This window comes from Bradyrhizobium sp. JR4.1 (assembly GCF_040548605.1).
GTDB lineage: Bacteria > Pseudomonadota > Alphaproteobacteria > Rhizobiales > Xanthobacteraceae > Bradyrhizobium > Bradyrhizobium canariense.
On sequence record NZ_JBEPRY010000010.1, the window covers coordinates 45,111 to 68,558 of the forward strand.

A 23,448-nucleotide genomic window follows, 5' to 3' on the forward strand; every position below is an offset into this window, starting at 1 on the left:
CGCGCGCGATCCACCATCACAGTAGCTTCGCTCCGAAATTCCGTTCCGGATCCATGTCGGCGACGAGCCGTCCCGTCGGCTTGGCCGCCTCGCCGCCGCTGCGTGCCAGGAACTGGCCGCTGCCAGCGCTCGCGAGGCACCTGTTGCCGTCGATGATCACCCGCCCGCGCGACAGCACCGACACCGGCCAGCCCTTCAACTTCCGTCCCGCAAACGGCGTATAGCCGGCGAGGTCGTGCATCATCTCGTCGGCGATCACGGTCTCACGATCGGGATCCCAGATCGCGATATCGGCATCGGCGCCGACCGCGATCGAGCCCTTGCGCGGATGCAGATTGTAGATTTTTGCTGGCGCGGTCGCGGTCAGCTCCACGAATTTTTCCAGGCCCAGCCGCCCGTTCGACACCATCGCGTCGAACAGCAACGGCAAGCGCAGTTCCAGTCCCGGCAGGCCATTGGCGACCTGCTTGAAGTTGGGATTGGGACCGGCACGCAGCTTGCCGGTCTCGTCGTAGCGATACGGCGCGTGATCCGACGAGATGGTCTGGAGATCGCCCAGCGATAGCGCCTGCCACAGCGCCTCCTGGTCCGAATGCGTCCGCGGCGGCGGGCTGCACATCCACTTGGCGCCTTCCGCCCCGGGCTTGTCGAGATCGGCGGCGGTCAGGAACAGATATTGCGGACAGGTCTCGGCAAACACCTTCAGCCCCTGCCCGCGGGAGTCGCGGATCACCTTGGCGCCTTCGGCAGTCGAGACATGGAAGATCATGATGGGCTGGTCGATTAGCGCCGCCATGCCGATCAACCGGGTGAAGGCCTCCGCCTCGGACACGCGGGCGTGGCTGACGGCGTGATATTTCGGCATCGTGTAGCCGCGCGCGAGCAGGCGCTTCACCATCCAGGCGATGATGCCGTGGTTTTCGGCATGGGCGCACAACATCGCGCCGGACTGGCGCGCGGCCAGAAGGATATCCAGCAGCGGCTCGTCGTCGACCTTGAGCCGGTCATAGGTCATGAAGATCTTGATCGACGCATGCCCCTGCTTCACCAACGCGGGGATATGCTCCTCGACCGTTTCTTTGGTCGCATCGGCGATGATCATGTGAAAGGCGTAGTCGATCACGGCGCCCTTCTTGGCCAGCGCGTGATAATCCTCCACCACCTGCGGCAGCTTCATGCCGACATGCTGGGCGGCAAACGGGATCACCGTGGTCGTACCGCCAAAAGCGGCCGAGACGGTCGCGCTCTCGAAGGTGTCGGCGTTCATGATGCCGGCAGCGGACAATTGCTCGATATGGGCGTGGCTGTCGACGCCGCCTGGCAGCACCAGCTTGCCGCGCGCGTCGATCTCGCGCTTCGCAGGCGGAAGCCCGCGGCCGATAGCGGCGATGGTCTCGCCGGAGATCGCGACGTCGGCCTCGAACACGTCGGTCGTGGTGGCGACGCGGCCGCCGCGGATGATCAGGTCGTAAACTGGTTCAGTCATGAGGCACTCCGTGATAGCCTAAAGCCAAGTGATCGCCATTCCGCAGGAAAACCATCATGGCCCGGCCGCGCATTCTCGTCATCAATCCGAATTCCAACCCCGCGGTCACGCAGGGGCTGGAGGACGCGCTGAAGCCGCTCGGTTTCGAGGGCGGCCCCGAACTGGTCTGCCAGACGCTGGCCGAGGGACCGTTCGGCATTGAAAGCCAGGCCGATGTCGATGGCGTCGCGATGCCGCTGCGCCGGCTGGTCGAGAGCGACAACAGCTCGGCCGCCTTTGTCATCGCCTGTTACAGCGATCCCGGGCTTCAGGTCTGCCGTGAAGGCACCGACCGGCCCGTGTTCGGCATCGCCGAGTGCGGCGTGCTGACGGCGCTGGCCCGCGCCGAGACCTTTGGCGTCATCGCGATCGCCCAGCGCTCGATCCCGCGTCACATGCGCTATCTCAGGCAGATGGGACTGACCGAACGCCTCGCCGGCGAGCAGCCTCTCAACATGAGCGTCGCCGAAACCGCCTCGGGCGAAGGCACGCTGGCCAGGATGATCGAAATCGGCCGCGCGCTGCGCGACGAGGACGGCGCCCGCGCCATCGTGATGGGCTGCGCCGGCATGGCGCGCCATCGCCGTCCCCTCGAAGACGCGCTCGGCATTGCCGTGATCGACCCGACGCAGGCGGCCGTCACGATGGCGCTGGGTACGGTGCAATTCTCGAATCACTAGGCGTCCTTCAGCTCTTTGGCGTCCTGCCGCGCGATCCATTGCGCGTGGCTCTCGCGGACAAGCGTGAACGTGTCCCGCTGCGTCGTATAGAGATTGCCGAACATGCGGCCGATCGGGCGGTAGGCGTCGAGGTCGACATACATGTTGGCCTCGTTGACGAGGCCCTCGCGGGCGTGAACCCGGAGCACTTCGCCGACGAGCAGTTCGCGATCGGGCGAGAAGCTCAGCGCGACATGGCGCCGGCATTCGAGCGCGAAGGGCGCTGCGGCGAGGCGCGGTACCTTCACGTCGATTGAGGGAAGGGTCGCGAGCCCTGCCGCAGCGACCTCGCTGTCACCGGACGGGAAATCGACCGCGCAGTCATTCATCGCTGCGGAGAGCGCCTCATCAACCATGTGAACGACGAACTCGCCGTCGCGATGGATGTTGCGGGTGGTGTCCTTCGGGCTGTGATCCGGCTTGTGTTGAAGCCCGAGCACGATCAGCGCCGGACTCTCCGAGAACACGTTGAAGAAGCTGAACGGCGCAGCGTTGACCGCCCCGTTCGCATCGAGCGTCGTCACCAGCGCGATCGGCCGCGGCACCACCACGCCGCAAAGCAGCTTGTAGCGATCGCGCGGATCGAGCTCGCGTAACAATATGCCCGATGTGGTCTGGCCAGTCATCGACGTTACTTCTCCGGCGGCGGCACCGCGCCGGTTCGGCTGGTGATCAGGCCGTAGTGCTCGATGCGGCGGTGCTGTGCGAAATTGAAGATCGTGGTCTTGCCGAAGGTGGTGGCATCGAGGTCGCAGGCGTGGACCAGCAGCTCGTCCTCCTCCGTCTTCGCTTCGGCGACGATTTCGCCATTGGGATCGACGATCAGACTGCCGCCGAACAGCGGGTGTCCGTCCTCGTTACCGGCTTTGGCCACCGCGACGACCCAGGTCGCGTTCTGATAGGCGCCGGCCTGCGCCGAGAGGCGATTGTGGAACAGGCGTTTCTCGACGCCCTCATCGCTCCTCTCCGCATTCACGGACGGCGTGTTGTAGCCGATCAGCACCATCTCGACGCCCTGCAAGCCCATCACGCGATAGGTCTCGGGCCAGCGGCGGTCGTTGCAGATGGCCATGCCGATGATGCCGCCGAGCTCGCGCCAGACGTTGAAGCCGAGATCGCCCGGCTCGAAATAGCGCTTTTCCAGATGCTGGTGCGAGCGTTTGGTGTCGTATTCCACATGGCCGGGCAAATGGATCTTGCGATATTTGCCGACGATCTTGCCCGACTTGTCGGTGAGAACAGCGGTGTTGAAGTGATGTCCATCAGGCGTCAGCTCCGCATAGCCGAAATTCATCGCCATCTGGTGCTGCGCCGCGCGCTCGAACAACGGCCTCGTCGCAGCGTTCGGCATCTCGCGCTCGAACCAATTGTCGAACTCGGCCCGGTTCTCCACATACCAGCGCGGGAAGAAGGTCGTCAGCGCCAGTTCCGGATAGACGATCAGGTCGGCGCCCTTGCTCTTGGCTTCATCCATCAGCGCGATCATGCGCTTGACCACGGCCTCGCGGCTGTCGGCTTTCTGGATCGGGCCCATCTGGGCAGCGGCAACATTGACAATACGCATCAGCGATTTCCTGGTGATGTCTTCGAAGCTACAATTTCAATCACTTGCCGGCACGCGGCTGCATAACGCAGCGTCGCCGGGGCGTTCCGGCCGCTGCCTGCCGATCATCATAGTGTGCGCTGCACGATCCGCGCTCATTTTTGTTCCGCATCCGCAACATCGAGACCGTGGTCCAGTGCATCCAGAAGCTGCCCGACCTCATGCTCGGAAATCACGAGTGGCGGCGCGAGGAACAGCGAAGTTTGCTCGCCGCTGGTGCCGATCACGGCGCCTGCCTCCAGGGCCCGCTCCGCGACGCGCGAGGCGATCGGCACCTCGGTGGTGTCGGCGTGCCAGGAGCGCCAGTCCGGGCCGTGCAGCTCCACGGTCCAGTGCAGCCCCTGCCCGGCCACGCGCTGTACGCTCGGATGTTTCTGCGCGATGGCGAGCAGGCGGCGGGCGAACAGCTTTTCGACGCCCTTCACGTGCTCCAGAATCTTCTCTTCACTGACGACCTTCAGATAGGCGCTGACGGCGGCCATGCTGATGGGATGCCCACGCAACGTGCCGTAGTTCTGCCAGCTCGTGCCCTTGAGCCTTTCGACGATATCTTTCGACACTACGACCGCGGCAACCGCCGCCGCACCGCCACCGAGCGATTTTCCGAGCGTCACGATATCAGGACGGCTCTCGGCGCCTTGGAAGGCGAACCAGCGCCCAGCGCGGCCGGTGCCGGTCACCACTTCGTCGGCGATCCAGTAGGAGCCAGCCTGCCGCGCGCAACGCGCCACCTCGTCCTGATAGGCGCCGTCGTAATAGATGCCGCCCTGCGTGTAGTCGATGATCGTCGCTGCGGTGTCCGAAAGCAGGCGCGTGGCATCGGCCAGATATTCGCGTGGGGGAACATTGTTGGCGGGCGCACCATAGATCGCGCCATCCGGCGCCGGCAATATCCGCACCGGCGCCATCGGCGCCGGCAGCTTCGAGCCGCCTGAGTGCACCGCGAGGCCGCCATGCCATTGCGGCTGCACGGTCATACTGCGCGACAGGCCTGTAATGCCGTGATAGGCGCGTTCGCGCGTTGCCAGCGCGGACCGCTGCGTCAGCGCCTGGCAAAGTGACAGCGCCATGTCGTTGGCCTCGCTGCCGCTGATGCAGAAGCGCACCGCACCGACCCAATCCTCTTCGCCCTTGAAGGCGATGGCCATCAAATCGTCAGCGGCCTGCTCGCGGCCGACCCAGGTCCACCCCTCGTTCACGACGGGCGTATCCGCCGCGCGGCGGATCGCCTCCACCATCGCGGGATGACGATGTCCGAGACCGCCGCCGGTGTTGCTGCCGTCGATGAGCTTGCGACCATCCGACAGATGAAAATAGACGCCCTCGCCGCCGACCACGGCCATGGGCGCGCTGTCGCCGGCATTCAGCCCGGTTCGCAACAATCTGCTCATTGCAATCCCTTCATTCCGCAGCCTCGGCGCCGTAGCCACCGCCGCCGCAGGTCTCGATGTTGACGAGATCGCCTTGCTGCAGCACCAGGTTCGACTTGCCGTCGATCGCGACGTTCGCGCCCTGCCGGATCAGCGAGATGCGGCAGGGCTTGCCGGGTTCGCCGCCCTGCATGCCGAACGGCGCGATCACCATGCGCTCGATGCAGGTGGTCAGATGCATCGACGGCGCCAGGATACGATAGGTGCGCACGACTCCGTCTCCGCCGCGATGGGCGCCCGCGCCGCCGGAATGCCTGCGAATGGCCTGCTGCTCGACTTGGATCGCGTAATTCGCCTCGATCACCTCGACCGGCGTATTCGAGGTGTTGGACAGATGCACCCGCGTCGCTGAGATGCCGTCCCGATCATGCCGCGCGCCCTCGCCACCGCCGTGGACCTCGTAAAGCATCTTCCATGAACCGTTTTGCCGCGGTTCGGCAAAAAACAGGACGCCCGCCGTGGTCGCCCCGCCGGCCGACAGACGCTCGGGAATGGTATCCTGCATCGCGCGGAAGATCGCATCGACGATGCGCATCGAGGTCTCGTGGTTGCCGGCCGCAACCGAGGCATTCCACCCCGGCTCCAGGATCGAGCCCGGGCGCGTGATGATGGTCAGCGGCCGCAACGCGCCCGCGTTCTGGTTCATGTCGCGCCCGCTCATGATGCGCGCGGCATAGGCTACCGCCGAGCGCGCCATGAACGGCGTGGTGTTGCAGAAATTCGAGACGCGGTCGCAGCTTCCCGAGAGATCGAAGGTCGCTTCGTCGCCTGCAATGGTGATCTTGACATGAATGCGCGCTGGCGCGGCGTTGACGCCGCCGTCGTCCAGATAATCCTCGCCCTCGTAGACGCCATCCGGCAGATCGCGCAACGCCTCGCGCATCTCGATTTCGGAGAGATCGTGCAGGCGCGCCTGCGCCGCCGTGAAGACTGCCTTGCCGTGCTCGCGGCAAAGCTCGAAGATGCGCTTCTCGCCGGCTTTCGTTGCGGCGATCTGGGCGAGAAGATCGCCCTCGCAGGATTCGGGATCGCGAACATTGGCCTTGAGCAGCTGCACGATCGGCGTATTGACGCCCGCTGCCGTGGCGATCAGAACCGGCGGAATGCGCATCGCCTCCTGGAAGGTGTCGATCGCTTTCGCAAAATAGCTGCCGGGCCAGGTGCCGCCGATATCGGGCCAATGCGCGAGGCTGACCGCGAACGCCACGATCTCGCCGTCGACGAAGACGGGGCGCACGACCTTGACGTCGTTGAGATGATTGCCGCCGAGCGGGCCGACATTGTAGATCAGTGCATCGCCTTCGTTCAGGCTGTCCCGCGGCACCACCTTCAACAATTCGAGAACCGTATAGGCCATCGCGCCGAGATGGATCGGGATGTCGCGGCCCTGCCCGACCAGGTCGCCCCGGCCGTCCGTGATCGCCGACGACAGGTCGCCGGCCTCGCGCAGCAGCGGCGAGCGCGCCGAGCGCGTCATCACCAGGCTCATCTCCTCGGCCGCGGCCGAGAGCCCGTGCCTGATGACCTCGACGACGAACGGATCGATCTTCATGGGGCCACCCGCGTCAGGAACAGATTGCCTGAAACGTCGGGCCGCGCCTGCCAGCCGGGCGGGACCACCACGGTCGACCATGCGTCTTCAATGATGGCCGGACCGCTGACAATCTCGGTCAACGAGGCGCGGTCGATGATGCTTGTTGCGATGTCGTGAAAGCCGTCGAACGAGCAGATGCGCTCGCCGGTGGAGACCGCCCTCACCGCGACGGACGGCCGGCTCACGACGGTGCGCGACGGACGGCGCGCCTGCACCCGCACGGATTCGATGACGCAGCTCTCGCCGGTCGCATAGCCGAACAGCTCGTGGTGCCGGGCCAGAAAATCCTTCTTCAGCGTGATGACGTCGAGCGGTCGCGCAAACGGAACCGGAATGGCGTCGTTCTGCGCGGCGTAGCGCATCAAGGCCACCAGCTCGACCTGAATCTCGGTCGCGGCCACGCCGTTGGCGACGAGCGGCGCCGAAGCATCGTCAATCAGCACCCCGATCCGTTCCGACACGCGGGCGAGGTCGATGCCGTCAAGCGCAGCACGCAAGGTTTGCTGCTGGAGGAAGCTGAAATCGGCAGTGAGACAGCCCAGCGCCGAAAAAGCACTTGATGCACTGGGAACGACGACCTCGGCAATTCCGTAGAGATCGGCAAGCCCCGCGGCGTGCATCGGGCCACCACCGCCAAAGGCGAGCAGCGTGCAGTCGCGTCCGTCGATGCCGCGCTCGACCGTGACGCGGCGGAGCGCACGCGCCATTGTCGCGTTCGCGACCTTGATGATGCCGAGCGCGGTTTCGGTCAGGCTCAGCCCCAAAGCGCGCGCGATCGGCGCGATGACACCATTGGCTGCCCGGATGTCGATTCCGATCCGGTCGCCGAGTTTGGTTTCGGGATTGAGATAGCCGAGCACGGCGTTGGCGTCGGTGATGGTCGGCTCGGTACCGCCGCGGCCGTAGCAAGCCGGTCCAGGCTCTGAGCCGGCGCTTTCCGGTCCGACGGTCAGGCCGCCGGGACCATTGCGCACGATCGAGCCGCCGCCCGCGCCGATCGAGTGAACCGCAAGCATCGGCTGGCGCAGCGGCTTGTCGCCGAGCATGCGGCCGTCTGTCATCTCGGCCTGGCCGTCGACGATCAGGCACACGTCGGTCGTGGTGCCGCCCATGTCGAACGTCAGCATCCGCGATGTGCCGAGCTGGCGCGCGATGCTGACGGATGCGGAGACGCCGGCCGCCGGGCCCGACATCGCCATCACCAGCGGCCGCCGCTTCACGGCGGAGATCGGGACCATGGCGCCGGCCGAATGAAACACCTGCAGGCCGGGACCGATCGGCAGTCGCAGTTCCAGTTCGCTGAGATACTCCACCGCGATCGGCATGGCGGCCGCGTTGAACACGGTCGCCGAGGTCCGCTCGTATTCGCGCGCCTCGGGATTGACCTCGTGCGACAGCGAGACGTGGGCAACGACGCCCTTGAGCCGCTCGCCGAGCATTTTCTCGTGGACAGGATTGGCATAGGCGTGAAGCAGTGCGACCGCGACGCTCTGCACGCCGGTCCCCTTCAGCCAGGCCACCAGGCGCTCGATCTCCGCTTCATCCAACGCCTTCAGCACCTTTCCCTCGTGATCGAGGCGCTCGGCAAGCCCAAAACATCGTTCCGGCGGCACGAGCGGCGACGATTTCGGCGGAATGTCGAGACGGTAGAGATCGCGGCGGCGGTAGCGCGCGATCTCCAGCACGTCGGAAAAGCCTTCGGTCGCCACCAGCGCCACTTTCGGCAAACGTCCTTCGACGATGGCATTGGTTACGCGCGTGGTGCCGTGGACGAAGCGCTTGACCTCGCTCTTGCGCAGGCCCACCGCCTCGATTGCCTCCAGCATCGCCTGAACCGGAGCTTGAGGTCGCGACGGCACTTTCGCGATCCGCGCCTCCGCGGGGGAGTGCCGGATCGCGATGATGTCGGTGAAGGTGCCACCGATATCGGTGCCGACCTCCCAGTGATTTTCGTCAGTGTTCATGCGTGGGTCAGCTGCGGACGACGTTCGAACCGGACGCCGGGTGCTTCCCGTCCTTCGCGAGGTTCAATCGCAAACCGAGAGCGCTCATCGTCATCCCCTGTCATGCCACTGCTTGCGAGCGTGCGACAGAGCGATGGGCTTCGGATAGGGCCAGCGTTGTCGCAACGCACAGGACCAGCACGCAACCGGCGCTGCCCGCCGAGGCACATTTTAGTGCAGCGCTGCCCGCAGGGAGTGCACATCGGTGTGGATCGTTCCACGCGCGCTAAGTGCAGCGCACCACGAGTTTTCCCGGACGAAACGGCACATCCGCTGCACTGCAATCCACTCGCCGCGGACGCACTGTCTAATTTGCAGGCGATCGATCGGCGCTACGGACCATACGATTGCTTATGAGCTATGCATGGCAGTCGGCTCAGCCTCTCTTTATTGTACGATCAGTAAGCGGTCGTTTTGCCCACTCAACGCCTCGCGACCAGGCGACGCGAGCCGATGACGATGCCCGTGATGGAGAACAGAAAGCCGAGGGCGCAGAGCCCGACGACCAAGCCGTCGCGCAGCAACGGATGCGCGACCAGGACCGGAAAGTCCAACGTGTGCAGCGCGCCGTAGAACCAGCGATAAGCCCGCCGCGACGAATCCAGCCTTTGCAGCAAATTGCCGTCGGCGCCGTCGATGTCGAACCAGAGGTCGCCGCAGGAGGAGCGGTAGACCGGGGCACCAGGGACGGTGGACTGCGCGGGATAGTTGTCGTTGTCGGCAAGTATCGACGGTGCGCCGCAGCCGGCTGCGAGGCGCGCGGTCAGCCCCTGGACCTCGTGGACATCCAGAGATCCCGTTGGTCCGTCGCGCGGCGCATCCCCTGCCTTGATCAAGGTCTGAGCGGCAACGCCCGTGCGATCCCGCCGATAGAGAGTGCCGTTGAAGGCAAACCATTCGATCTCGCGGACCGACGGCGATACGGGCTGGCGATCGAGCGATCGGGCCGCCGTCCAGTTCGGTGGGGCGTTCATCACGCTGGATTCAGCCGAGGTCAATTGCCCACGCGAGAACAGCCGTCCGTGATCCATGGAGAGCCAGCCACTGAAAATCCAGCTCAGCACGAAGACCATCGCCGCGAGGCCGATGAGATGATGCAGCGCATGCCAGCCACGATAGGGCGACCCGATCAGACCGCTTTGAGGTTTGATCCGCGCAAGCCCGAGCACAGCGCCAAGCAAAGCTGCGATCAGGGCCAGCAGCGACAAGGTCCAGACCACGCGATCCCACAGCGACCAGTTGCTTCGCAGAACTGTCGGATAGATCCAGTGCAGCACACTTCCGGCGAGATTCCATCCGCGCTCGCTGCGCGTCGTATCCAGAACGATTTCGCCGGTGAGCGAGGAGACATAGAGCTCCGTTCCGGCGGCGTCGCCCAGGGCAACCCGAAACAGGGGCCGATGGCGGTCAAAGCCGTTCGGCACGCTCCATTGGTCATAGTCCGAGCGCGCAACGATCGCGGCACGCGCGGCATCCAGCCCACGGCTGCGTGCGTGGTCTCGCGCGATGGCCAGCGCGACCTCGGAAGACGCGACCGAGGCGCCGACCCCGCCGGAGGCGCGGACTGCGCCCGCGCGCGACGGCCCCGCGACGACATAGACCGGTCCATCACTGCGCTGGATCAGGCGAACGCGCGTCGCATCCGCAATCCCGCTCGCGGCAACGGCATCGGCGACCGCAAGCCCCGTCTCCGCGCTAGCCAACGGCACGAGCCCGGCAAAGCGTTCCGCTTCCGTCAGGGACGGAAACGGAACGAAGTGCATCACGATTCCCGTCGCGAACCACATCGCGAACAGCAGGCAGAACGCGATCCCGAGCCATCGATGCAGCAGGACGATCGCGCGCATCATCGATCAGCGTCCTACCATTTGAACGCGGCCGAGATCTCGTAGGTGCGCGGCGCGCCCAGCAGGATCTGGTCGGGATAGAATGGATCGCCCCAGATCGCGTAACGCTTGTCGGCGATGTTGCGCACCCGGAAGGTCAGGCGGGCCTGCTCGACGGCGTTGAACACGGTCTTGGGGATGTCGACGAAAGCGTAGACGTCCGCAACAGTGTAGGCTTTCAGCGTCACGGTGTTGGCATCGGTGTTGTAGCGGTCGCCGACATGGCGGCCGGTGATACCGAACTCGACCGCCCAGGGCGTGAAGAACCGGTATGACGCGCCGGCATTGGCGACGACGCGTGGCACGTTCGGCGGCGTGTTGCCGGAGAACGAGCCGCCGACAAAATTGTAGTCGGCGTAGCGCGCATCGACATAGGCGATGTTGCCCCAGAGACGCAGAGGCTCGATCGGACGCACCGAGGCGGCCAGCTCGACGCCCTTCGACTCCTGCCGTCCGGCCAGGTTGAGCTGCATGCCGCCTGCCGCGGCATAGACGTTCTTGCGCAGGATGTCGTAGGCCGAGAACGACCACTCCGCCCGGTTGTCCCAGAACAGGTGCTTGACACCAGTCTCGTAGGTGCGCGCGGTGGTCAGGTTGAGCGGATCGGTCGGATTGAGCAGGAAGATGTTGTTGGCCGCGATGTCGGCGCCGGTCGCATATTGGCTGAAGAAGGTCAGGCCCGGAACCGCTTCCCACGTGTAGCCGATACGGCCCGTGGTCGGCGCCCAGGATTGCGAGAACGGGAAGTTCGCCTTCTCCAGACCGAACTTGTCGGTCGAATTACGGTCGAGCCCGATATGCTCGACGCGCAGGCCGCCAACCAGCGCGAAGCTGCGCGTGAGCTTCAGCCGGTCCTCGAATGACAGCGCCTCATTATCGATGCGCGCAGTCTGCTGCTGAATAGTGAGCAGGCCGTAGTAGCCGCGAGGCGGATCGACCAGCGGAACGGAATCGCCAGGGAAATTTGCGGCGCCCGGCCTCACGAAATCAAGGTAGCTTGAGGACAGCGTCGTGACCAAACGGTTGTCAAGGCCGGCGATATTCGCATCCCAGATCAAGTCGGTGACGTTGCCGACCAAGCGTTGGCTGTGCGCGACGTAGAAACGCTCGCGATCCACCATGTTGGTACCGGAATTGAACGCCTCGACCTCATTGTTGAACCACGTGCGCTCCGCGCCGTAGCCATAGGCCTGACTCTTCAGCGTCAGGTCTGGCGCGAGCTTCAGCTCGAAACCGCCGCGCAACCAGACCTCCTGCGCGACGTTCCTGTTGTCGAGGACGTTGTAGTTGGTGTTGAAGGTGCGGTCATCGATCGTGACCGCACCGAGATTGGTTTTGTTGTAGTTCGAGATGTAATTGCCGGACACGATCCCCGTCGTCGCATGCGAGCCGCTGAAGGCAATCGGCACCAGCGGCGCGCCCCAATAGGCTTTCGAGCGATCCTCGCGGTACTCGATCGCGCCCCAGACCTTGAGGCTATCGGAGATGCGATAGTTGAGCTGGCCCGACACATCGAGCGTCTTCGTGTTGGTGTCGTCGGCAAAGCCGTTGAGCGAGGAACGGCTGACGTCGAAACGGTAGTCCAGCCCCTGCACATTGGTGCTGCCGCCCGAGCCGTAATGCGCGCGGAACGAGTTCAGCGAATCCCAGGAGAAATCCGCCTCGTTCCGGATCGGACCGGTGTGCGGCTGCTTGGTGACGAAGTTGATCGCGCCGCCGGCGGCGCCCTCGCCCGACATCAGTGACGCCGGACCCTTCAGGAATTCGACAGCTTCCAGATTGGCCGTGTCGGTGATCCGCGAGGTCATGTTCTGCGGACCGATCTTGATGCCGTTGTAGAGCGTGTTGATTTGGCTGTTGGTGAAACCGCGCATCGAGAAAGCCGAAGGCTCGGCCGGATTGTCGCCGGCTGTGACGCCAACCGCTCCCTGCGCGACGTCGGACACGGTGCGGTAGCCCTGCTCGCGCATGGTTGCGGCCGAGATCACCTCCACGGTCGCGGGCGTTTCGCGCACGGTCAGGCCGAGGCGAGAGGCGCTTTCGGCGACTGCATTGGTGTTGAGCGGCGTCTGTGCTGCCGCGGTCGGCACGACGGGCTTGGGCGCTACAGATGCAGCCGCCGGCCGGCGCGCAGCTGCGCGGCGTGGGCCCTGCGCTTCTCGGCCGGCCGGCCTGGCCTGCTTGCGGGATTGGGCCGGCGTCACCTCGACCGGCGGCAGAGGTTCGCGGGCCTGCTGCGCCAGTGCGCCGGGAGGATCAAGCGCGGCAAGGGATGTGAGCGCGGCGGATGCGAGCAGGAACGCACGCGGTCGTACAATGCGAACAGGAGACACGGTCTTGGACCTCGGTATGACGTCAGTGGCACGTCACAGCGAACCAAGGTCCCATCTTCCGGCTTATAAGCCTTCCGATGAAGCCGAATGTCTGTACTCCCCGACCGACATCTTCGCGTGTGACCACGGCTGACGGCAGGTCTCCTGGCTCGCGGGTCACTACCTTGCGTCGCCTTCCCGGGACCGAGATACCCAGTGGCTCGTGACGCAAGATTCGCCGCTTACAGTTGCGGGGGCAGCCACGGCATTGGGGACAATGTCCCCGCACCGCATTCCCTTTTCATCCCCTCTCGGGGAAACCGTCGCGAGCATCTAGGATTACGATCAAGACAGAGTCAATGTGCCAGTTGCGGCGTTATTGCCACAACGACAACTTCCTCGGAGATAAGCATGGAAGGCGAGACCTTCCTCTGGCTGATACGGCACGCGCCCGTCGATGGCGTCACGGGGACGATCCATGCGGCCGACGCACCGGCCGATCTCGGCGATCGCGCGCAGCTGGGGGCGCTGCGGCAGCGTCTGGCGCAGGACGCCGCGAGCTATGCGAGCCCGTCGCGTCGCACGGTCGAAACGGCCCACGCGCTGGGGCTCGAGCCGCTGCAGCTGGACGAATTCAGCGAGCAGAATTTTGGCGACTGGACCGGTCGTCGGCATGACGAGCTCGCCGCGACTGGTGGCGAGGCCTATGCACGGTTCTGGAGCGATCCGGCGCGCGCACGGCCGCCGGGCGGCGAAAGCTTTGAGGATCAGGTCGCGCGGGTGCGGCTGGGTTTGTCGAAGATCAGCAGCGGGGCCGCAACGCTCGTCGTGCATTCCGGCACGATCCGTGCGGCGCTGTGCATCGCGCTGGATCTGACGCCAAAAGCGGCCCTGCGCTTTGTGATCGATCCGCTGTCGCTGACTCGGATCGACCGGCTCTCGACCGGCTGGCGCATCGTCTCGGTCAATCAGCGGACGATTTGATCAGGCCGGACGATCAGGCACATTGGCCTGCGCAAAGGTCGCCATCCCGTTGTGGAGCGCACAGGCCGACCGCACCAGCGGCAGCGCGATGGCCGCCCCCGATCCTTCGCCGAGCCTGAGATCGAGGCTGATCAGCGGCTGCACATTCAGCGCGCGAAGCACCAGCCGATGCCCCTGCTCGGCGGACTGATGCGATGCCAGCAGGAACGGCTGGCACGAGGGATTCAACCGCGCCGCAGCAAGTGCCGCGACCGATACGATGAAGCCGTCGATCAACACGGGGATGCGGCCCTGTGCAGCCGCGATAATGGCACCGCAGATGGCCGCAATCTCGAGGCCGCCGACGGCGCACAGGATCTTTTCGGGCGACGCGCCCGTAATGCCATGACGTGCGATCGCGGCGTCGATCACCCGCGCCTTGTGCACACGGCCGGCCGCGTCGATGCCGGTGCCGCTGCCCGCGATCTCTTCCGCGCTCACGCCGAGCAAGGCGGCCGCGATCGCCGCCGATGTCGTGGTGTTGCCGATGCCCATCTCGCCGAAGATCAGAAGATCGGGCTGCCCGGCCTGCGCGCGCGTCACCGCACGTCGGCCGGATTCGAAGGCGAATGCCAGCTCTGTGGAGGTGAGCGCAGCTTCGACGCTGAAATCGCGCGTGCCGCTGCGCGGCTTGTCGGTCACGATTCCAGCCATCTCCTCCTGCGCCAGCGTGCCGGCGTCGACGACCTCCAGGCTGGAGCCCAGCTCACGCGCCAGCACCGAGATCGCGGCACCGCCGGAGGCGAAATTCGCCAGCATCGCGATGGTCACTTCTTGCGGATAGGCCGAGACGCCCTGCGCGACGATGCCGTGATCGCCGGCGAAGATGATGATCGGAACCCGGGCCGCGCGCGGTTGCTCGGTTGCTTGCAGGCCCGCAAGCTCAATCGCGAGCTGCTCGAGCCGGCCGAGCGCGCCGGTCGGTTTCGTCAGTTGCGCCTGTCGCGCCACCGCCGCGTCGCGATGGACTGCCGAAATATCAGGGCATTGTTGGGTGATCCATTCGGGGAGCATGCTGCCTCGCTTGCCTCACGGCCTGCGCTTGAGGATGTAACTGTCCATGATCCAGCCGTGCCGTTCGCGCGCCTCTTGCCGCACCGCGACGATACGCGGGCCGATCTCGGCCAGCGCGCCGGACATGACGATCTGATCGGCCATGCCGAGATAGGCGCCCCACCAGATGTGCAGGCCTTCCGGATCAAGCGACTGGAACGCCGTGCCGCCGTCGAGCATCACCACCACTGTATCGACACCTTGCGGCCAGCCGCCATCGCGCAAGCGACGGCCGGTCGTGACCAGAAATGGCTCGCCGATATCGTTGAGCGGCAGCGCATGCGCCGCGCACAGCGCCTGGATCGAGGTGATGCCGGGAACGACCCTGATGTCAGGCAAGGGATCGAGCCGCCGCGCGATGCGCAGCGAGGAATCATAAAGCGAGGGATCGCCCCAGATCAATATTGCGACATTGCCCTCGCCTTCGAGATGATCTGCGATCGTCTGCGACCAGGCAGCGGCCACGGCATCGTGCCAATCGTCCACGCCCTTGCGATAGTCCGCTTCAGCGGCGTCGCGGACGGGCAGATCGAACTCGGCAATGCGCGTCGTGTCGCTGGCGAGCACATCGGCGCAGATCGTCCGCCTGAGATCGGCGAGATCGGACTTGGCCGTCCCCTTGCGCGGGATCAGGACGAGATCAGCCGCGTTGATGGCAGTAATCGCGGCGCGCGTGAGCTGCTCGGGATCGCCGCAACCGATGCCTATCAGGGAGAGCGTGAGCATCGTGCCTGCGAAGGGCGGCCATGACGGCCGCCCGTTCGCTTGTCACTTAAGCCGCGTTGTGCAAACGCGGGGTGACGAGGCCGGGCGCGGTGACGCCGCGCAACGACTTCGCCAGCGCCAGCACGCCGAGATCGGCGAGCGGCTCGATCACGATGACCAGCGCATAGGACGCCGCGAAGGTCGCGATGTTGACGAGGTTGGTCGCGCCAAAACCGGCGCCATAGACCGCCCAGAACGCCACCCAGGCGATGACGCCCGCCTGATAGGTCGTCGAAAGCGCCAGCGCCTGGCGATACTTCAGATCGACATAGGCCGTGTTGCGCGCAATGATCCGCGTGGCGATCGCCTGGATCCCGAACAGCGGCACCAGCAGCGTGGTGACGTTCATGCCATATTGCGGCAGGTCGGGCGGCTCGAAGAAGATGCCCTGGAACAGCAGGCCGAACGCGAGGCCGAAGGCCGCAGGCGCAGCGCCAAACAGCAGGAACAAGGTCGAGCCGAGGATGAAGTGCACCTCGGAGACGCCGACGGGGAAGTGCGGCAGGATCTCGAAGAAGATAAACACGAGTCCCGTGGTGGCGAGCGTCCGCGCCGCGAACGACGTGATGCCCTGCTCGCGCACGGTCTCGACCGCGAGCTTCAAGGCAACACCGCCGACGGCGATGCCGGTTGCGTAACTCAGCACGAGCTTGGCGTCCGAGACTAGTCCGGGTTCGATATGCATGGCTCAGATCCTTCTTGCCGTCACACCCGACGGCCTTGGCCTCAAAACGTGCACGGCCGGTCTCCTGGCTCGCGGTTCACTGGGAGTCTCCGGCCTTCCCGGGCCTTGCGGCCCAGTGGCTGATCGAAGTCCCTCACCGCTTACAGTCGCGGGGGCGGCTGGGGTTTTGAGCGCCGCAACTGGGTCCGCCCATCCCCATTCCCGATTATGCTCCGGCGCTTTGCGCCGCGTCGAGCACCATGCCTCTCCTGTGTGCCCCTTTCGCCGGCCGGGCGTCAAGGGGCGAAGGGCGGACGAGGCGGTCATGACGGATAATCCCCCGCCAGCGCGCCGAACAGGATCACGGCCGCCGTCGAGGCCGCCCCGCCCCGCGCAAGTTGCTCGGCAAGTTCCGAAATGGTGGTGCGGACCAACCGCTCATCGGGACGGCCGAGCGATTCGGCAAACACCGCCGGAGTGGTTGGGGAGAGGCCGTGCTCGATCAATTTGACGACAAGCGCCGGGAACGTCCGCCGGCCCATATAGACCACGGTCGTCGCCTCCGGATCGGCCAGCGCCACCCAATTGAGATCTGGCGGCAGCTCGCCGGTGACGTCCGCCCCGGTCACGAACTGCACGCGGCGGGAGGTGTGACGCCGGGTCAGCGGAATGCCGGCTTGCGCGGCGGCGACACAGGCCGAGGTGACGCCGGGAATGATCTCGAAGCCGATGCCCGCTTCGCGCAGCGTCTCGAGCTCCTCCTCGAGCCGGCCAAAGATGCCAGCATCGCCCGACTTCAACCGCACCACGCGCGCGCCCGTTACGGCATAGTCGACCAGCAAGCGGTTGACATGGTGCTGCTTGGTCGAGGGCCGTCCCGCCCGCTTCCCCACCGCGACGAGATTGGCGCCGGGCCGGGCCAGATCGAGGATCGCGCCCGAAGCAAGATCGTCATAGAGCACGACGTCGGCCTCGCGCAGGCGCGCGGCTCCCTTGAGCGTGAGGAGCTCGGGATCGCCGGGGCCGGCGGAGACGAAGGAGACAAAACCGCTCACCGGTCCTCCGCGATCAGATGGAAGAACGCGCCGGTGGCTTGTCCCCGGCGCGAGCCGGTCTCGGCGATGACGGCGCCTGTCGCGTCGTGCACGACCGCCAGCGGCGTGTCGGGCTGCGCGAGGATCGTCGAATAGTGGAATTCATGGCCACGCAGGCGTGCACCCGCCCGATGCCCCGGCATCGGCGCTGTGAGCTCGGCGAGGCGATAGCCCAGATGCATGCGGCGCTTGGCAAAGCTTGTTTCCAGGCCGAGCAGGCCCGTCATCTCGTGGCTGATGCCGTCGGCGTCGGTCAAAGCGGTGCCCAGCACCATATAGCCTCCGCACTCCCCGTGCACCGGGCGCGTTTCGGCGAATGCGCGCAATCCGCTGCGGAAGCGCGCATTGGCCGCGATCTTGCCGGCGTGCAGCTCGGGATAGCCGCCCGGCAGCCAGCACACATCGGCGCCCGGATCAGGGTCCTCATCAGCCAGCGGCGAGAATGTCGATATCTCCGCACCCGCCGCGCGCCACGCTTCCAGCATATGCGGATAGACGAAGGAGAACGCGGCGTCACGGGCCAACGCAATGCGCTGACCGGGCGGCGTCACGTTGACGCCGCTCGCGGCAGGTTGCGGGGACCAGGTGGCGGCCGAACGCAGCACTGCGTCGAGATCGACATGCTCGGCGACAAAGCGCGCAGCCTCGTCGATCAGCTTGCCGATTTCCGCCTGCTCCTCGGCCTGCACCAGCCCGAGATGTCGCTTCGGCAGGCTGATCTCGGCGTGTCGCGGCAGCGCACCGAACACGGCGATGCCGACATCCAGCAGCGCACGGCGCACGAGGGCTTCGTGGCGTGGACTCGCAACGCGATTGAGCACGACGCCTGCGAGGCGAACACCCGCGCGGTAATCGCGAAGGCCTGCGGCGATCGCCGCCGCCGTCTGTGCCTGTCCCGAGGGATCGATCACCAGCAGCACCGGCCAGTCCAGCATCTCTGCAATGTCGGCGGTCGCTCCGGTGCCGCAGACGCCGCGCGCGGCGACGCCGTCGAACAGACCCATCGAGCCTTCGGCCAGCACGACATCGGCGTCAATGCCGCGGCTGACGAGATGCGAGATTGTCCCGCGATCCATCGCCCAGCTGTCGACGTTGACCGAGGCGCGTCCCGTAGCGGCTGCATGAAACGCGGGATCGATGTAATCGGGGCCGCTCTTGAAGCACTGCACCCGCAATCCGCTGTTGCGCCAGGCGCGGGCGAGCGCCAGCGTCAGCGTCGTCTTGCCGACGCCGGAGGCCGGGGCGGAGATGACGAGCCCTGCTGCCATCACGACACCTCCGGAAAGCGCGGCTCGGCGCCGACCGGCCGGTAGCGGCGGTCGTAATCGGCGGCATAGAGACGGCTCTCGGAGAAATCCGCCGAGCCCAGCGTCTTGCCCACCAGGATCAATGCGGTGCGCTCCATCTCGCTGCCGACAGCAGCGTCGAGTGTTGCGAGCGTGGCGCGGACGATGCGCTGGTCGGGCCAGCTCGCACGCCAGACAATCGCGACCGGGCAATCCGCGCCGTAATGCGGCGTCAGCTCGGCGACGACCTTGTCGAGCAGATGGATCGACAGATGGATGGCGAGCACCGCGCCGGTGGCGGCGAAGGCGGCGAGGTTCTCGCCTTCCGGCATCGCGCTGGCGCGGCCCGGCGTGCGCGTCAAAATCACCGTCTGGGCAAGGCCGGGCAGCGTCAGCTCGGCCTCCAGCGCAGCCGCGGCGGCCGAGAAGGAGGGAACACCAGGCGTCACCGTGTAGGGAATGTCGAGCGTGCGCAGGCGGCGAAGCTGCTCACCCATCGCCGACCAGATCGAGAGATCACCGGAATGCAGCCGCGCAACGTCCTTGCCATCAGCATGTGCGGCGGCGATCTCCGCGACGATCTCCTCGAGCGACAGCGGCGCGGTGTTGACGATCCGCGCACCGGGCGGGCAATGCGCCAGCACGCCTTCGGGCACCAGCGAGCCGGCATAGAGGCAAACCGGACAGACGGCGATCAGGTCGCGGCCGCGCAATGTCAGCAAGTCAGGGGCGCCCGGCCCTGCCCCGATGAAATGCACCGTCATGCGCCGTCTCCCTCCGCGATCGCCGCGGTCGCGGTGCGATCCTGCGAGACCACCCGCGTCGCAATCAATCGCGCGCGAGGTCCAGCCACCGCGAGAGCCGCCGCTTCGGCGACCGATCCCGTCCCGAATTTTTCGGCAACGAGTTTTGATTGGGTCGGCGTGTCGATGCCGGCCAGCATTTCGGCGGCGACCGCCTTGATCGGCACGCCGCATTCGCGCGCGAGCTGCTTCAACACCTCCGCGTCGGCCCTGTCGCTGACCGTTGCCAATGCTGCGAGGCCCTCGGGACCGCCGGCCGCCAGAAGCGCCTCATGCAGCGAGGCCAGCGTGACATCCTTTTTGAATCCGAGCCCGGCGACCTTCATCGGACCGCACTCCATTGCACCACGGGCCGCACCGCCTCCCAGGACCGGTAGCGGCCGAGCGGAGTGGCATGCGCAAGCTCGACCCGGATCAAGTCGCCGCCGTGGCGCTGGTGCAGCTCACCCAGCAGCGCTTCCGTCTCCAGCGTCACTGCATGGGCAACCAATCGCGTTCCGGATGCGAGCCGCGACCAGACGGCGTCGAACATCGCGATGTCGAGCCCGCCGCCGATAAACACGGCGTCAGGCCCGTCCAGCGCAGCAAGGGCTTCAGGCGCCTTTCCCGCGATGACTGTGATCCGATGCGCCAACCCGAACGCCGCTGCGTTGTTGCGAATGTTCGCGGCGCGATCCTCGCGCGCCTCGACGGCGATCGCCGTCCCGCCGCTCAGCGCCCACTCGACCGAGATCGAGCCGGAGCCAGCACCAATGTCCCACAGCCGTTCACCGGGACGCGGCGCCAGCGCCGAGAGCGCAAGCGCACGGACCGGACGCTTAGTGATCTGGCCGTCATGGACGAAGAGTTCGTCCGATAGTCCCGAGCTGCGGGGAAGGCCCTGCGCTCCTCTCGCCTCCACGGCCACCGCGACCAGAGTTCCGGCAAGACGGTCTGCGAAGCTATCGGCGCGATGCGCGTCGATACTTTCGCGCGGCCCGCCAAGCGCGGTGAGCGTCCAGAATGCCGAGGCACCCCATCCGCGCGCCGTCAGCCATTTCGCGAGATCGCCGGCCGCCTTCGCGTCGCGCACGAGGCAAATGATGCGTGCACCGTGCGCCAGATGTGGCACGAGGCGCTCGAATGGCGCGGCATGGAGACCAAGACAGGCAATCGCTTCAAGGCGCCAGCCTAGTCGCGCGGCGGCGAGCGAGAATGTCGAGGGAGCCGGATGCGCGATCCATTCGTCGCCATGGAGCTTCTCGGCAAGGCTCGCGCCGGCGCCAAACCAGAACGGATCGCCGGAGGCGAGCACCGCAGTCGGACGGCCGCGGCAGCTCAGCACGACATCTGCATCGAATGGCACCGGCCATGGACGGCCGCACCCGGTTACACCGGCCAGTGCAAGATGCCGTTCACCGCCAAAGACAGTTTCAGCATCATCGAGCGCCTTTCGGCTTGCTTCGGACAGCCCGGCAAGGCCATCTTCGCCGATACCGATGATGGTCAGCCAGGGATCAGCCATGACACGCGCCCTCATTTTGGGCGGAACGGCCGACGCGAGCCTGCTCGCGACGGAGATCGCGCGCGCCGGCATCGACGCCGTGTATTCCTACGGCGGCCGCACACGTGCGCCCGCCGGTCAGCCGCTGCCGACCCGCATCGGCGGTTTTGGTGGCGTCAGCGGTCTTGCCGATTACATCCGACGCGAAGACATCACGCATGTGGTCGATGCGACGCATCCCTTTGCCGCCGAGATGAGCCGCAATGCGGTCGCGGCATGCGCGGAAACTGGCACGCCGCTGATCGCTCTCGAACGTGCGCCCTGGACCAAAGCGCCCGGCGACGACTGGATCGAAATATTTGATGTCAACGCCGCGGTCGCCGCACTGCCGGAGGCGGCGGCAAATGTGTTCCTCGCCATCGGCCGCCAGCACATCGCACCTTTCGCGACAAAGCCGCAGCACGCCTACACGCTGAGATTCGTCGATCCGCCCGAAGCGCCGCTCCCCTTTGCCGCGGACGTCATCGTGTCGCGCGGGCTGTTCACGCTTGAGGGCGAGCTGGAGATGATGCGGGCGCGAGGCATCACCCGGATCGTTGCCCGCAATTCGGGCGGCGACGGCGCGCGCGCCAAGATCGACGCTGCGCGGGTGCTCGGCCTGCCCGTGATCATGATCGCGCGACCGCAACTGCCGGAACGATTGCGGGTCGAGAGCGTGGCCGAGATCATGCAGCGGCTCGGTCATCGCACCTGCCTCGGCGCATAGACCCAGCGGCCGACGCGGCGTGTCTGCGAGTTGCCGACGATCACCAGCGTGCGCATGTCGGCCATTTCGGGTGTCGCTTCGTTCAGCCTGACGGTCTCGATCCTTTCATCGGCGGCGCTGATCGCGCGCGCGAAGATCACGAGGCGCTCGCCACAGCCGGCCTCGTTCAGCACTGCGAGCGCACGGCCAAATCCTTCCGGCCGGCTCGCCGAGCGCGGATTATACATCGCAATGGCAAAATCGGCTTCCGCGGCGAGCCGCAGGCGCTTCTCGATCACCGCCCACGGCTTGAGATTGTCGGAGAGATTGATCGCACAGAAATCATGGCCGAGCGGCGCGCCGGCGCGCGCGGCGGCCGCCAGCATCGCGGTGATGCCGGGCAGCACACGGATCGGCAGCTCCCGCCATTGCGGCGCCTGTTCGAGCGCCTCGAACACGGCGGAGGCCATCGCGAAGACACCGGGGTCGCCGGAGGACACGATGACGACTTGCCCGCCTTCGGCCGCGAGCCGCAACGCCTCGCTCGCGCGCTGTAATTCTTCGCGATTGTCGGAGGGATGCAGCTTGAGTCCCCGTCGCGGCGGCACACGCGCGACATAGGGTGCGTAGCCCAGAATGTCGGTCGCGGCGGCAAGCGCGGCGGAGACTTCGGGCGTCACCAGCGCATCGCTGCCCGGCCCAAGTCCCGCGATGGTCAGCGTGCCCGTCATTCGGCGGCGTCCGGATGCCGGCCCTTGCCGTGCACGAGCACGATCGCGAAATAGGGACAATCGGCAGCATCGATATCCGCGAGCCGCACCACGCGTTCGCCCGGCATGGTGCCGCGCTCGACCAGCCACGCGTCGTCCAGCCGTCCGGCGGACGCGAGCGCACGGCGCACCTTTGCGAGATTGCGCCCGGTCTTCATGATCACGAGCGCATCGGAATCGCGCATGCGGCGTTCGAGCTCGGCCTCGGCGAGCGTGCCCATGAGCACCGTCGTCACGTCATCACCGAGCGCGATCGGCTGTCCCACGCCATTCCAGCAGCCGACCATGCCGGGAATGCCGGCGATCACCTCGATCTTGACGCGGCCCTGCAGGCGCGCGTGCAGATGCATGAAAGAGCCGTAGAAGTAGGGATCGCCCTCGCAGAGCACGACCAAGTCGACTGCGCGCGCCAGCCGCGCCAGACGTTCCGACCATTCGTCGTAGAAGCCGGCAAGCAGCTGGACATATTCAGGCGTGTCGAAGGCGATCTCGGTCGTAACAGGATATTCCATGGGATATTCGGTGACGTCGGTAGCCAACATGCCCTCGACGATGCGGCGCGCCTGGCCGGGCCGACCCTTCTTGCGAAAATAGGCGACATGCCTGGCGCCGCGCACCGTGCGATCGGCGCGCACGCTCATCATATCGGGATCGCCGGGGCCGAGACCGCAGCAGATGATGCGTCCCATC

At 66.0% G+C, this 23,448-nt stretch carries 21 protein-coding genes and 2 riboswitches; of the genes, 3 read left to right on the forward strand and 18 right to left on the reverse strand.

The features are described from left to right. Nucleotides 1-16: 16 nt before the first annotated feature. On the reverse strand, nucleotides 17-1,486 hold the full coding sequence (gene hydA, locus ABIB90_RS20565) for a dihydropyrimidinase (protein ID WP_354164653.1): 1,470 nt from the start codon (nucleotides 1,484-1,486) through the stop codon (nucleotides 17-19). A 56-nt stretch (nucleotides 1,487-1,542) separates the two neighbouring features. Here hydA and ABIB90_RS20570 point away from each other — a divergent pair, with 56 nt between their 5' ends. Continuing rightward, on the forward strand, nucleotides 1,543-2,205 hold the full coding sequence (locus ABIB90_RS20570) for an aspartate/glutamate racemase family protein (RefSeq protein WP_354164650.1): 663 nt from the start codon (nucleotides 1,543-1,545) through the stop codon (nucleotides 2,203-2,205). On the opposite strand, the gene ABIB90_RS20575 is transcribed toward ABIB90_RS20570, so the two are convergent. The 7 genes from ABIB90_RS20575 to ABIB90_RS20605 form a co-directional block, all read right to left on the reverse strand. Further along, nucleotides 2,202-2,870, reverse strand: a complete 669-nt coding sequence (locus tag ABIB90_RS20575; protein ID WP_354164647.1) for a flavin reductase family protein — start codon at nucleotides 2,868-2,870, stop codon at nucleotides 2,202-2,204. The two genes, ABIB90_RS20570 and ABIB90_RS20575, sit on opposite strands and share 4 nt — an antisense overlap. A 5-nt stretch (nucleotides 2,871-2,875) precedes the next feature. Continuing rightward, nucleotides 2,876-3,808 (reverse strand): N-carbamoyl-D-amino-acid hydrolase, encoded by a 933-nt coding sequence (locus ABIB90_RS20580; protein WP_354164644.1) that lies wholly within the window; start codon nucleotides 3,806-3,808, stop codon nucleotides 2,876-2,878. 134 nt (nucleotides 3,809-3,942) lie between these two features. Beyond that, nucleotides 3,943-5,238 carry a class-III pyridoxal-phosphate-dependent aminotransferase gene (locus ABIB90_RS20585; RefSeq protein WP_354164641.1) on the reverse strand — a complete coding sequence of 432 codons (1,296 nt, stop codon included), beginning with the start codon at nucleotides 5,236-5,238 and terminating at the stop codon, nucleotides 3,943-3,945. Between the two features lie 10 nt (nucleotides 5,239-5,248). Beyond that, nucleotides 5,249-6,829, reverse strand: a complete 1,581-nt coding sequence (locus ABIB90_RS20590; protein WP_354127553.1) for a hydantoinase B/oxoprolinase family protein — start codon at nucleotides 6,827-6,829, stop codon at nucleotides 5,249-5,251. Beyond that, nucleotides 6,826-8,835: a hydantoinase/oxoprolinase family protein gene (locus tag ABIB90_RS20595; protein ID WP_354201293.1), complete on the reverse strand. Its 2,010-nt coding sequence runs from the start codon at nucleotides 8,833-8,835 to the stop codon at nucleotides 6,826-6,828. The genes ABIB90_RS20590 and ABIB90_RS20595 overlap by 4 nt, the downstream gene beginning before the upstream one ends. Nucleotides 8,836-9,296: 461 nt before the next feature. Next, complete coding sequence (locus ABIB90_RS20600) at nucleotides 9,297-10,724, reverse strand: PepSY domain-containing protein (protein ID WP_354164634.1); 1,428 nt, start codon at nucleotides 10,722-10,724, stop codon at nucleotides 9,297-9,299. Nucleotides 10,725-10,735: 11 nt separating this feature from the next. Further along, on the reverse strand, nucleotides 10,736-13,093 hold the full coding sequence (locus ABIB90_RS20605) for a TonB-dependent receptor (RefSeq protein ID WP_354164631.1): 2,358 nt from the start codon (nucleotides 13,091-13,093) through the stop codon (nucleotides 10,736-10,738). 117 nt (nucleotides 13,094-13,210) lie between these two features. Beyond that, nucleotides 13,211-13,412: riboswitch (cobalamin riboswitch) on the reverse strand. A gap of 71 nt (nucleotides 13,413-13,483) precedes the next feature. On the opposite strand from ABIB90_RS20605, the gene ABIB90_RS20610 reads away from it, so the two are divergent. Next, a complete protein-coding gene (locus tag ABIB90_RS20610) occupies nucleotides 13,484-14,056 on the forward strand; it encodes a histidine phosphatase family protein (RefSeq protein WP_007593134.1) in 573 nt (190 codons plus the stop codon). On the opposite strand, the gene cobT is transcribed toward ABIB90_RS20610, so the two are convergent. The 8 genes from cobT to ABIB90_RS20650 form a co-directional block, all read right to left on the reverse strand. Next, the gene (cobT, locus tag ABIB90_RS20615; RefSeq protein ID WP_007593139.1) at nucleotides 14,057-15,109 is read right to left on the reverse strand and encodes a nicotinate-nucleotide--dimethylbenzimidazole phosphoribosyltransferase; all 1,053 of its coding nucleotides are present in this window, start codon (nucleotides 15,107-15,109) and stop codon (nucleotides 14,057-14,059) included. A gap of 15 nt (nucleotides 15,110-15,124) precedes the next feature. Then, nucleotides 15,125-15,874, reverse strand: coding sequence for a precorrin-6A synthase (deacetylating) (gene cobF / locus ABIB90_RS20620; RefSeq protein ID WP_007593141.1), 750 nt, complete (start codon nucleotides 15,872-15,874; stop codon nucleotides 15,125-15,127). A gap of 46 nt (nucleotides 15,875-15,920) precedes the next feature. After that, nucleotides 15,921-16,598 (reverse strand): energy-coupling factor ABC transporter permease, encoded by a 678-nt coding sequence (locus ABIB90_RS20625; protein ID WP_007593143.1) that lies wholly within the window; start codon nucleotides 16,596-16,598, stop codon nucleotides 15,921-15,923. 37 nt (nucleotides 16,599-16,635) lie between these two features. Next, a riboswitch (cobalamin riboswitch) is annotated at nucleotides 16,636-16,855 on the reverse strand. A gap of 45 nt (nucleotides 16,856-16,900) precedes the next feature. Further along, complete coding sequence (cobA, locus tag ABIB90_RS20630) at nucleotides 16,901-17,632, reverse strand: uroporphyrinogen-III C-methyltransferase (RefSeq protein WP_007593145.1); 732 nt, start codon at nucleotides 17,630-17,632, stop codon at nucleotides 16,901-16,903. Next, entirely contained in the window at nucleotides 17,629-18,939 is a 1,311-nt protein-coding gene (locus tag ABIB90_RS20635) for a cobyrinic acid a,c-diamide synthase CobB (RefSeq protein ID WP_007593148.1), read from the reverse strand. The genes cobA and ABIB90_RS20635 overlap by 4 nt, the downstream gene beginning before the upstream one ends. Further along, nucleotides 18,939-19,721, reverse strand: a complete 783-nt coding sequence (gene cobM, locus ABIB90_RS20640; protein WP_007593150.1) for a precorrin-4 C(11)-methyltransferase — start codon at nucleotides 19,719-19,721, stop codon at nucleotides 18,939-18,941. The genes ABIB90_RS20635 and cobM overlap by 1 nt, the downstream gene beginning before the upstream one ends. Then, nucleotides 19,718-20,086, reverse strand: coding sequence for a cobalamin biosynthesis protein (locus ABIB90_RS20645; protein WP_007593152.1), 369 nt, complete (start codon nucleotides 20,084-20,086; stop codon nucleotides 19,718-19,720). Before ABIB90_RS20645 ends, cobM begins: the two co-directional genes overlap by 4 nt. After that, nucleotides 20,083-21,264: a bifunctional cobalt-precorrin-7 (C(5))-methyltransferase/cobalt-precorrin-6B (C(15))-methyltransferase gene (locus ABIB90_RS20650; RefSeq protein WP_007593154.1), complete on the reverse strand. Its 1,182-nt coding sequence runs from the start codon at nucleotides 21,262-21,264 to the stop codon at nucleotides 20,083-20,085. The genes ABIB90_RS20645 and ABIB90_RS20650 overlap by 4 nt, the downstream gene beginning before the upstream one ends. Here ABIB90_RS20650 and ABIB90_RS20655 point away from each other — a divergent pair. Beyond that, entirely contained in the window at nucleotides 21,263-22,009 is a 747-nt protein-coding gene (locus tag ABIB90_RS20655) for a cobalt-precorrin-6A reductase (protein ID WP_354201294.1), read from the forward strand. The genes ABIB90_RS20650 and ABIB90_RS20655 overlap by 2 nt on opposite strands. Here ABIB90_RS20655 and cobJ read toward each other — a convergent pair. Further along, nucleotides 21,985-22,719 (reverse strand): precorrin-3B C(17)-methyltransferase, encoded by a 735-nt coding sequence (cobJ, locus tag ABIB90_RS20660; protein WP_354164619.1) that lies wholly within the window; start codon nucleotides 22,717-22,719, stop codon nucleotides 21,985-21,987. The two genes, ABIB90_RS20655 and cobJ, sit on opposite strands and share 25 nt — an antisense overlap. Then, nucleotides 22,716-23,447, reverse strand: coding sequence for a precorrin-2 C(20)-methyltransferase (locus ABIB90_RS20665; protein ID WP_354164616.1), 732 nt, complete (start codon nucleotides 23,445-23,447; stop codon nucleotides 22,716-22,718). Before ABIB90_RS20665 ends, cobJ begins: the two co-directional genes overlap by 4 nt. Nucleotide 23,448: the final 1 nt, after the last annotated feature.

What these genes read in the sequence shown, in the direction of transcription:
- ABIB90_RS20635 (WP_007593148.1), bottom strand. Translation starts at nt 18,939, where the DNA reads ATGGCAGCAGGGCTCGTCATCTCCGCCCCGGCCTCCGGCGTCGGCAAG.
- ABIB90_RS20610 (WP_007593134.1), top strand. Translation starts at nt 13,484, where the DNA reads ATGGAAGGCGAGACCTTCCTCTGGCTGATACGGCACGCGCCCGTCGAT.
- hydA (WP_354164653.1), bottom strand. Translation starts at nt 1,486, where the DNA reads ATGACTGAACCAGTTTACGACCTGATCATCCGCGGCGGCCGCGTCGCC.
- ABIB90_RS20650 (WP_007593154.1), bottom strand. Translation starts at nt 21,264, where the DNA reads ATGGCTGATCCCTGGCTGACCATCATCGGTATCGGCGAAGATGGCCTT.
- ABIB90_RS20595 (WP_354201293.1), bottom strand. Translation starts at nt 8,835, where the DNA reads ATGAACACTGACGAAAATCACTGGGAGGTCGGCACCGATATCGGTGGC.
- ABIB90_RS20580 (WP_354164644.1), bottom strand. Translation starts at nt 3,808, where the DNA reads ATGCGTATTGTCAATGTTGCCGCTGCCCAGATGGGCCCGATCCAGAAA.
- ABIB90_RS20575 (WP_354164647.1), bottom strand. Translation starts at nt 2,870, where the DNA reads ATGACTGGCCAGACCACATCGGGCATATTGTTACGCGAGCTCGATCCG.
- cobM (WP_007593150.1), bottom strand. Translation starts at nt 19,721, where the DNA reads ATGACGGTGCATTTCATCGGGGCAGGGCCGGGCGCCCCTGACTTGCTG.
- cobJ (WP_354164619.1), bottom strand. Translation starts at nt 22,719, where the DNA reads ATGACGGGCACGCTGACCATCGCGGGACTTGGGCCGGGCAGCGATGCG.
- ABIB90_RS20625 (WP_007593143.1), bottom strand. Translation starts at nt 16,598, where the DNA reads ATGCATATCGAACCCGGACTAGTCTCGGACGCCAAGCTCGTGCTGAGT.
- ABIB90_RS20585 (WP_354164641.1), bottom strand. Translation starts at nt 5,238, where the DNA reads ATGAGCAGATTGTTGCGAACCGGGCTGAATGCCGGCGACAGCGCGCCC.
- ABIB90_RS20570 (WP_354164650.1), top strand. Translation starts at nt 1,543, where the DNA reads ATGGCCCGGCCGCGCATTCTCGTCATCAATCCGAATTCCAACCCCGCG.
- ABIB90_RS20645 (WP_007593152.1), bottom strand. Translation starts at nt 20,086, where the DNA reads ATGAAGGTCGCCGGGCTCGGATTCAAAAAGGATGTCACGCTGGCCTCG.
- cobT (WP_007593139.1), bottom strand. Translation starts at nt 15,109, where the DNA reads ATGCTCCCCGAATGGATCACCCAACAATGCCCTGATATTTCGGCAGTC.
- cobF (WP_007593141.1), bottom strand. Translation starts at nt 15,874, where the DNA reads ATGCTCACGCTCTCCCTGATAGGCATCGGTTGCGGCGATCCCGAGCAG.
- ABIB90_RS20655 (WP_354201294.1), top strand. Translation starts at nt 21,263, where the DNA reads ATGACACGCGCCCTCATTTTGGGCGGAACGGCCGACGCGAGCCTGCTC.
- ABIB90_RS20590 (WP_354127553.1), bottom strand. Translation starts at nt 6,829, where the DNA reads ATGAAGATCGATCCGTTCGTCGTCGAGGTCATCAGGCACGGGCTCTCG.
- ABIB90_RS20600 (WP_354164634.1), bottom strand. Translation starts at nt 10,724, where the DNA reads ATGATGCGCGCGATCGTCCTGCTGCATCGATGGCTCGGGATCGCGTTC.
- ABIB90_RS20665 (WP_354164616.1), bottom strand. Translation starts at nt 23,447, where the DNA reads ATGGGACGCATCATCTGCTGCGGTCTCGGCCCCGGCGATCCCGATATG.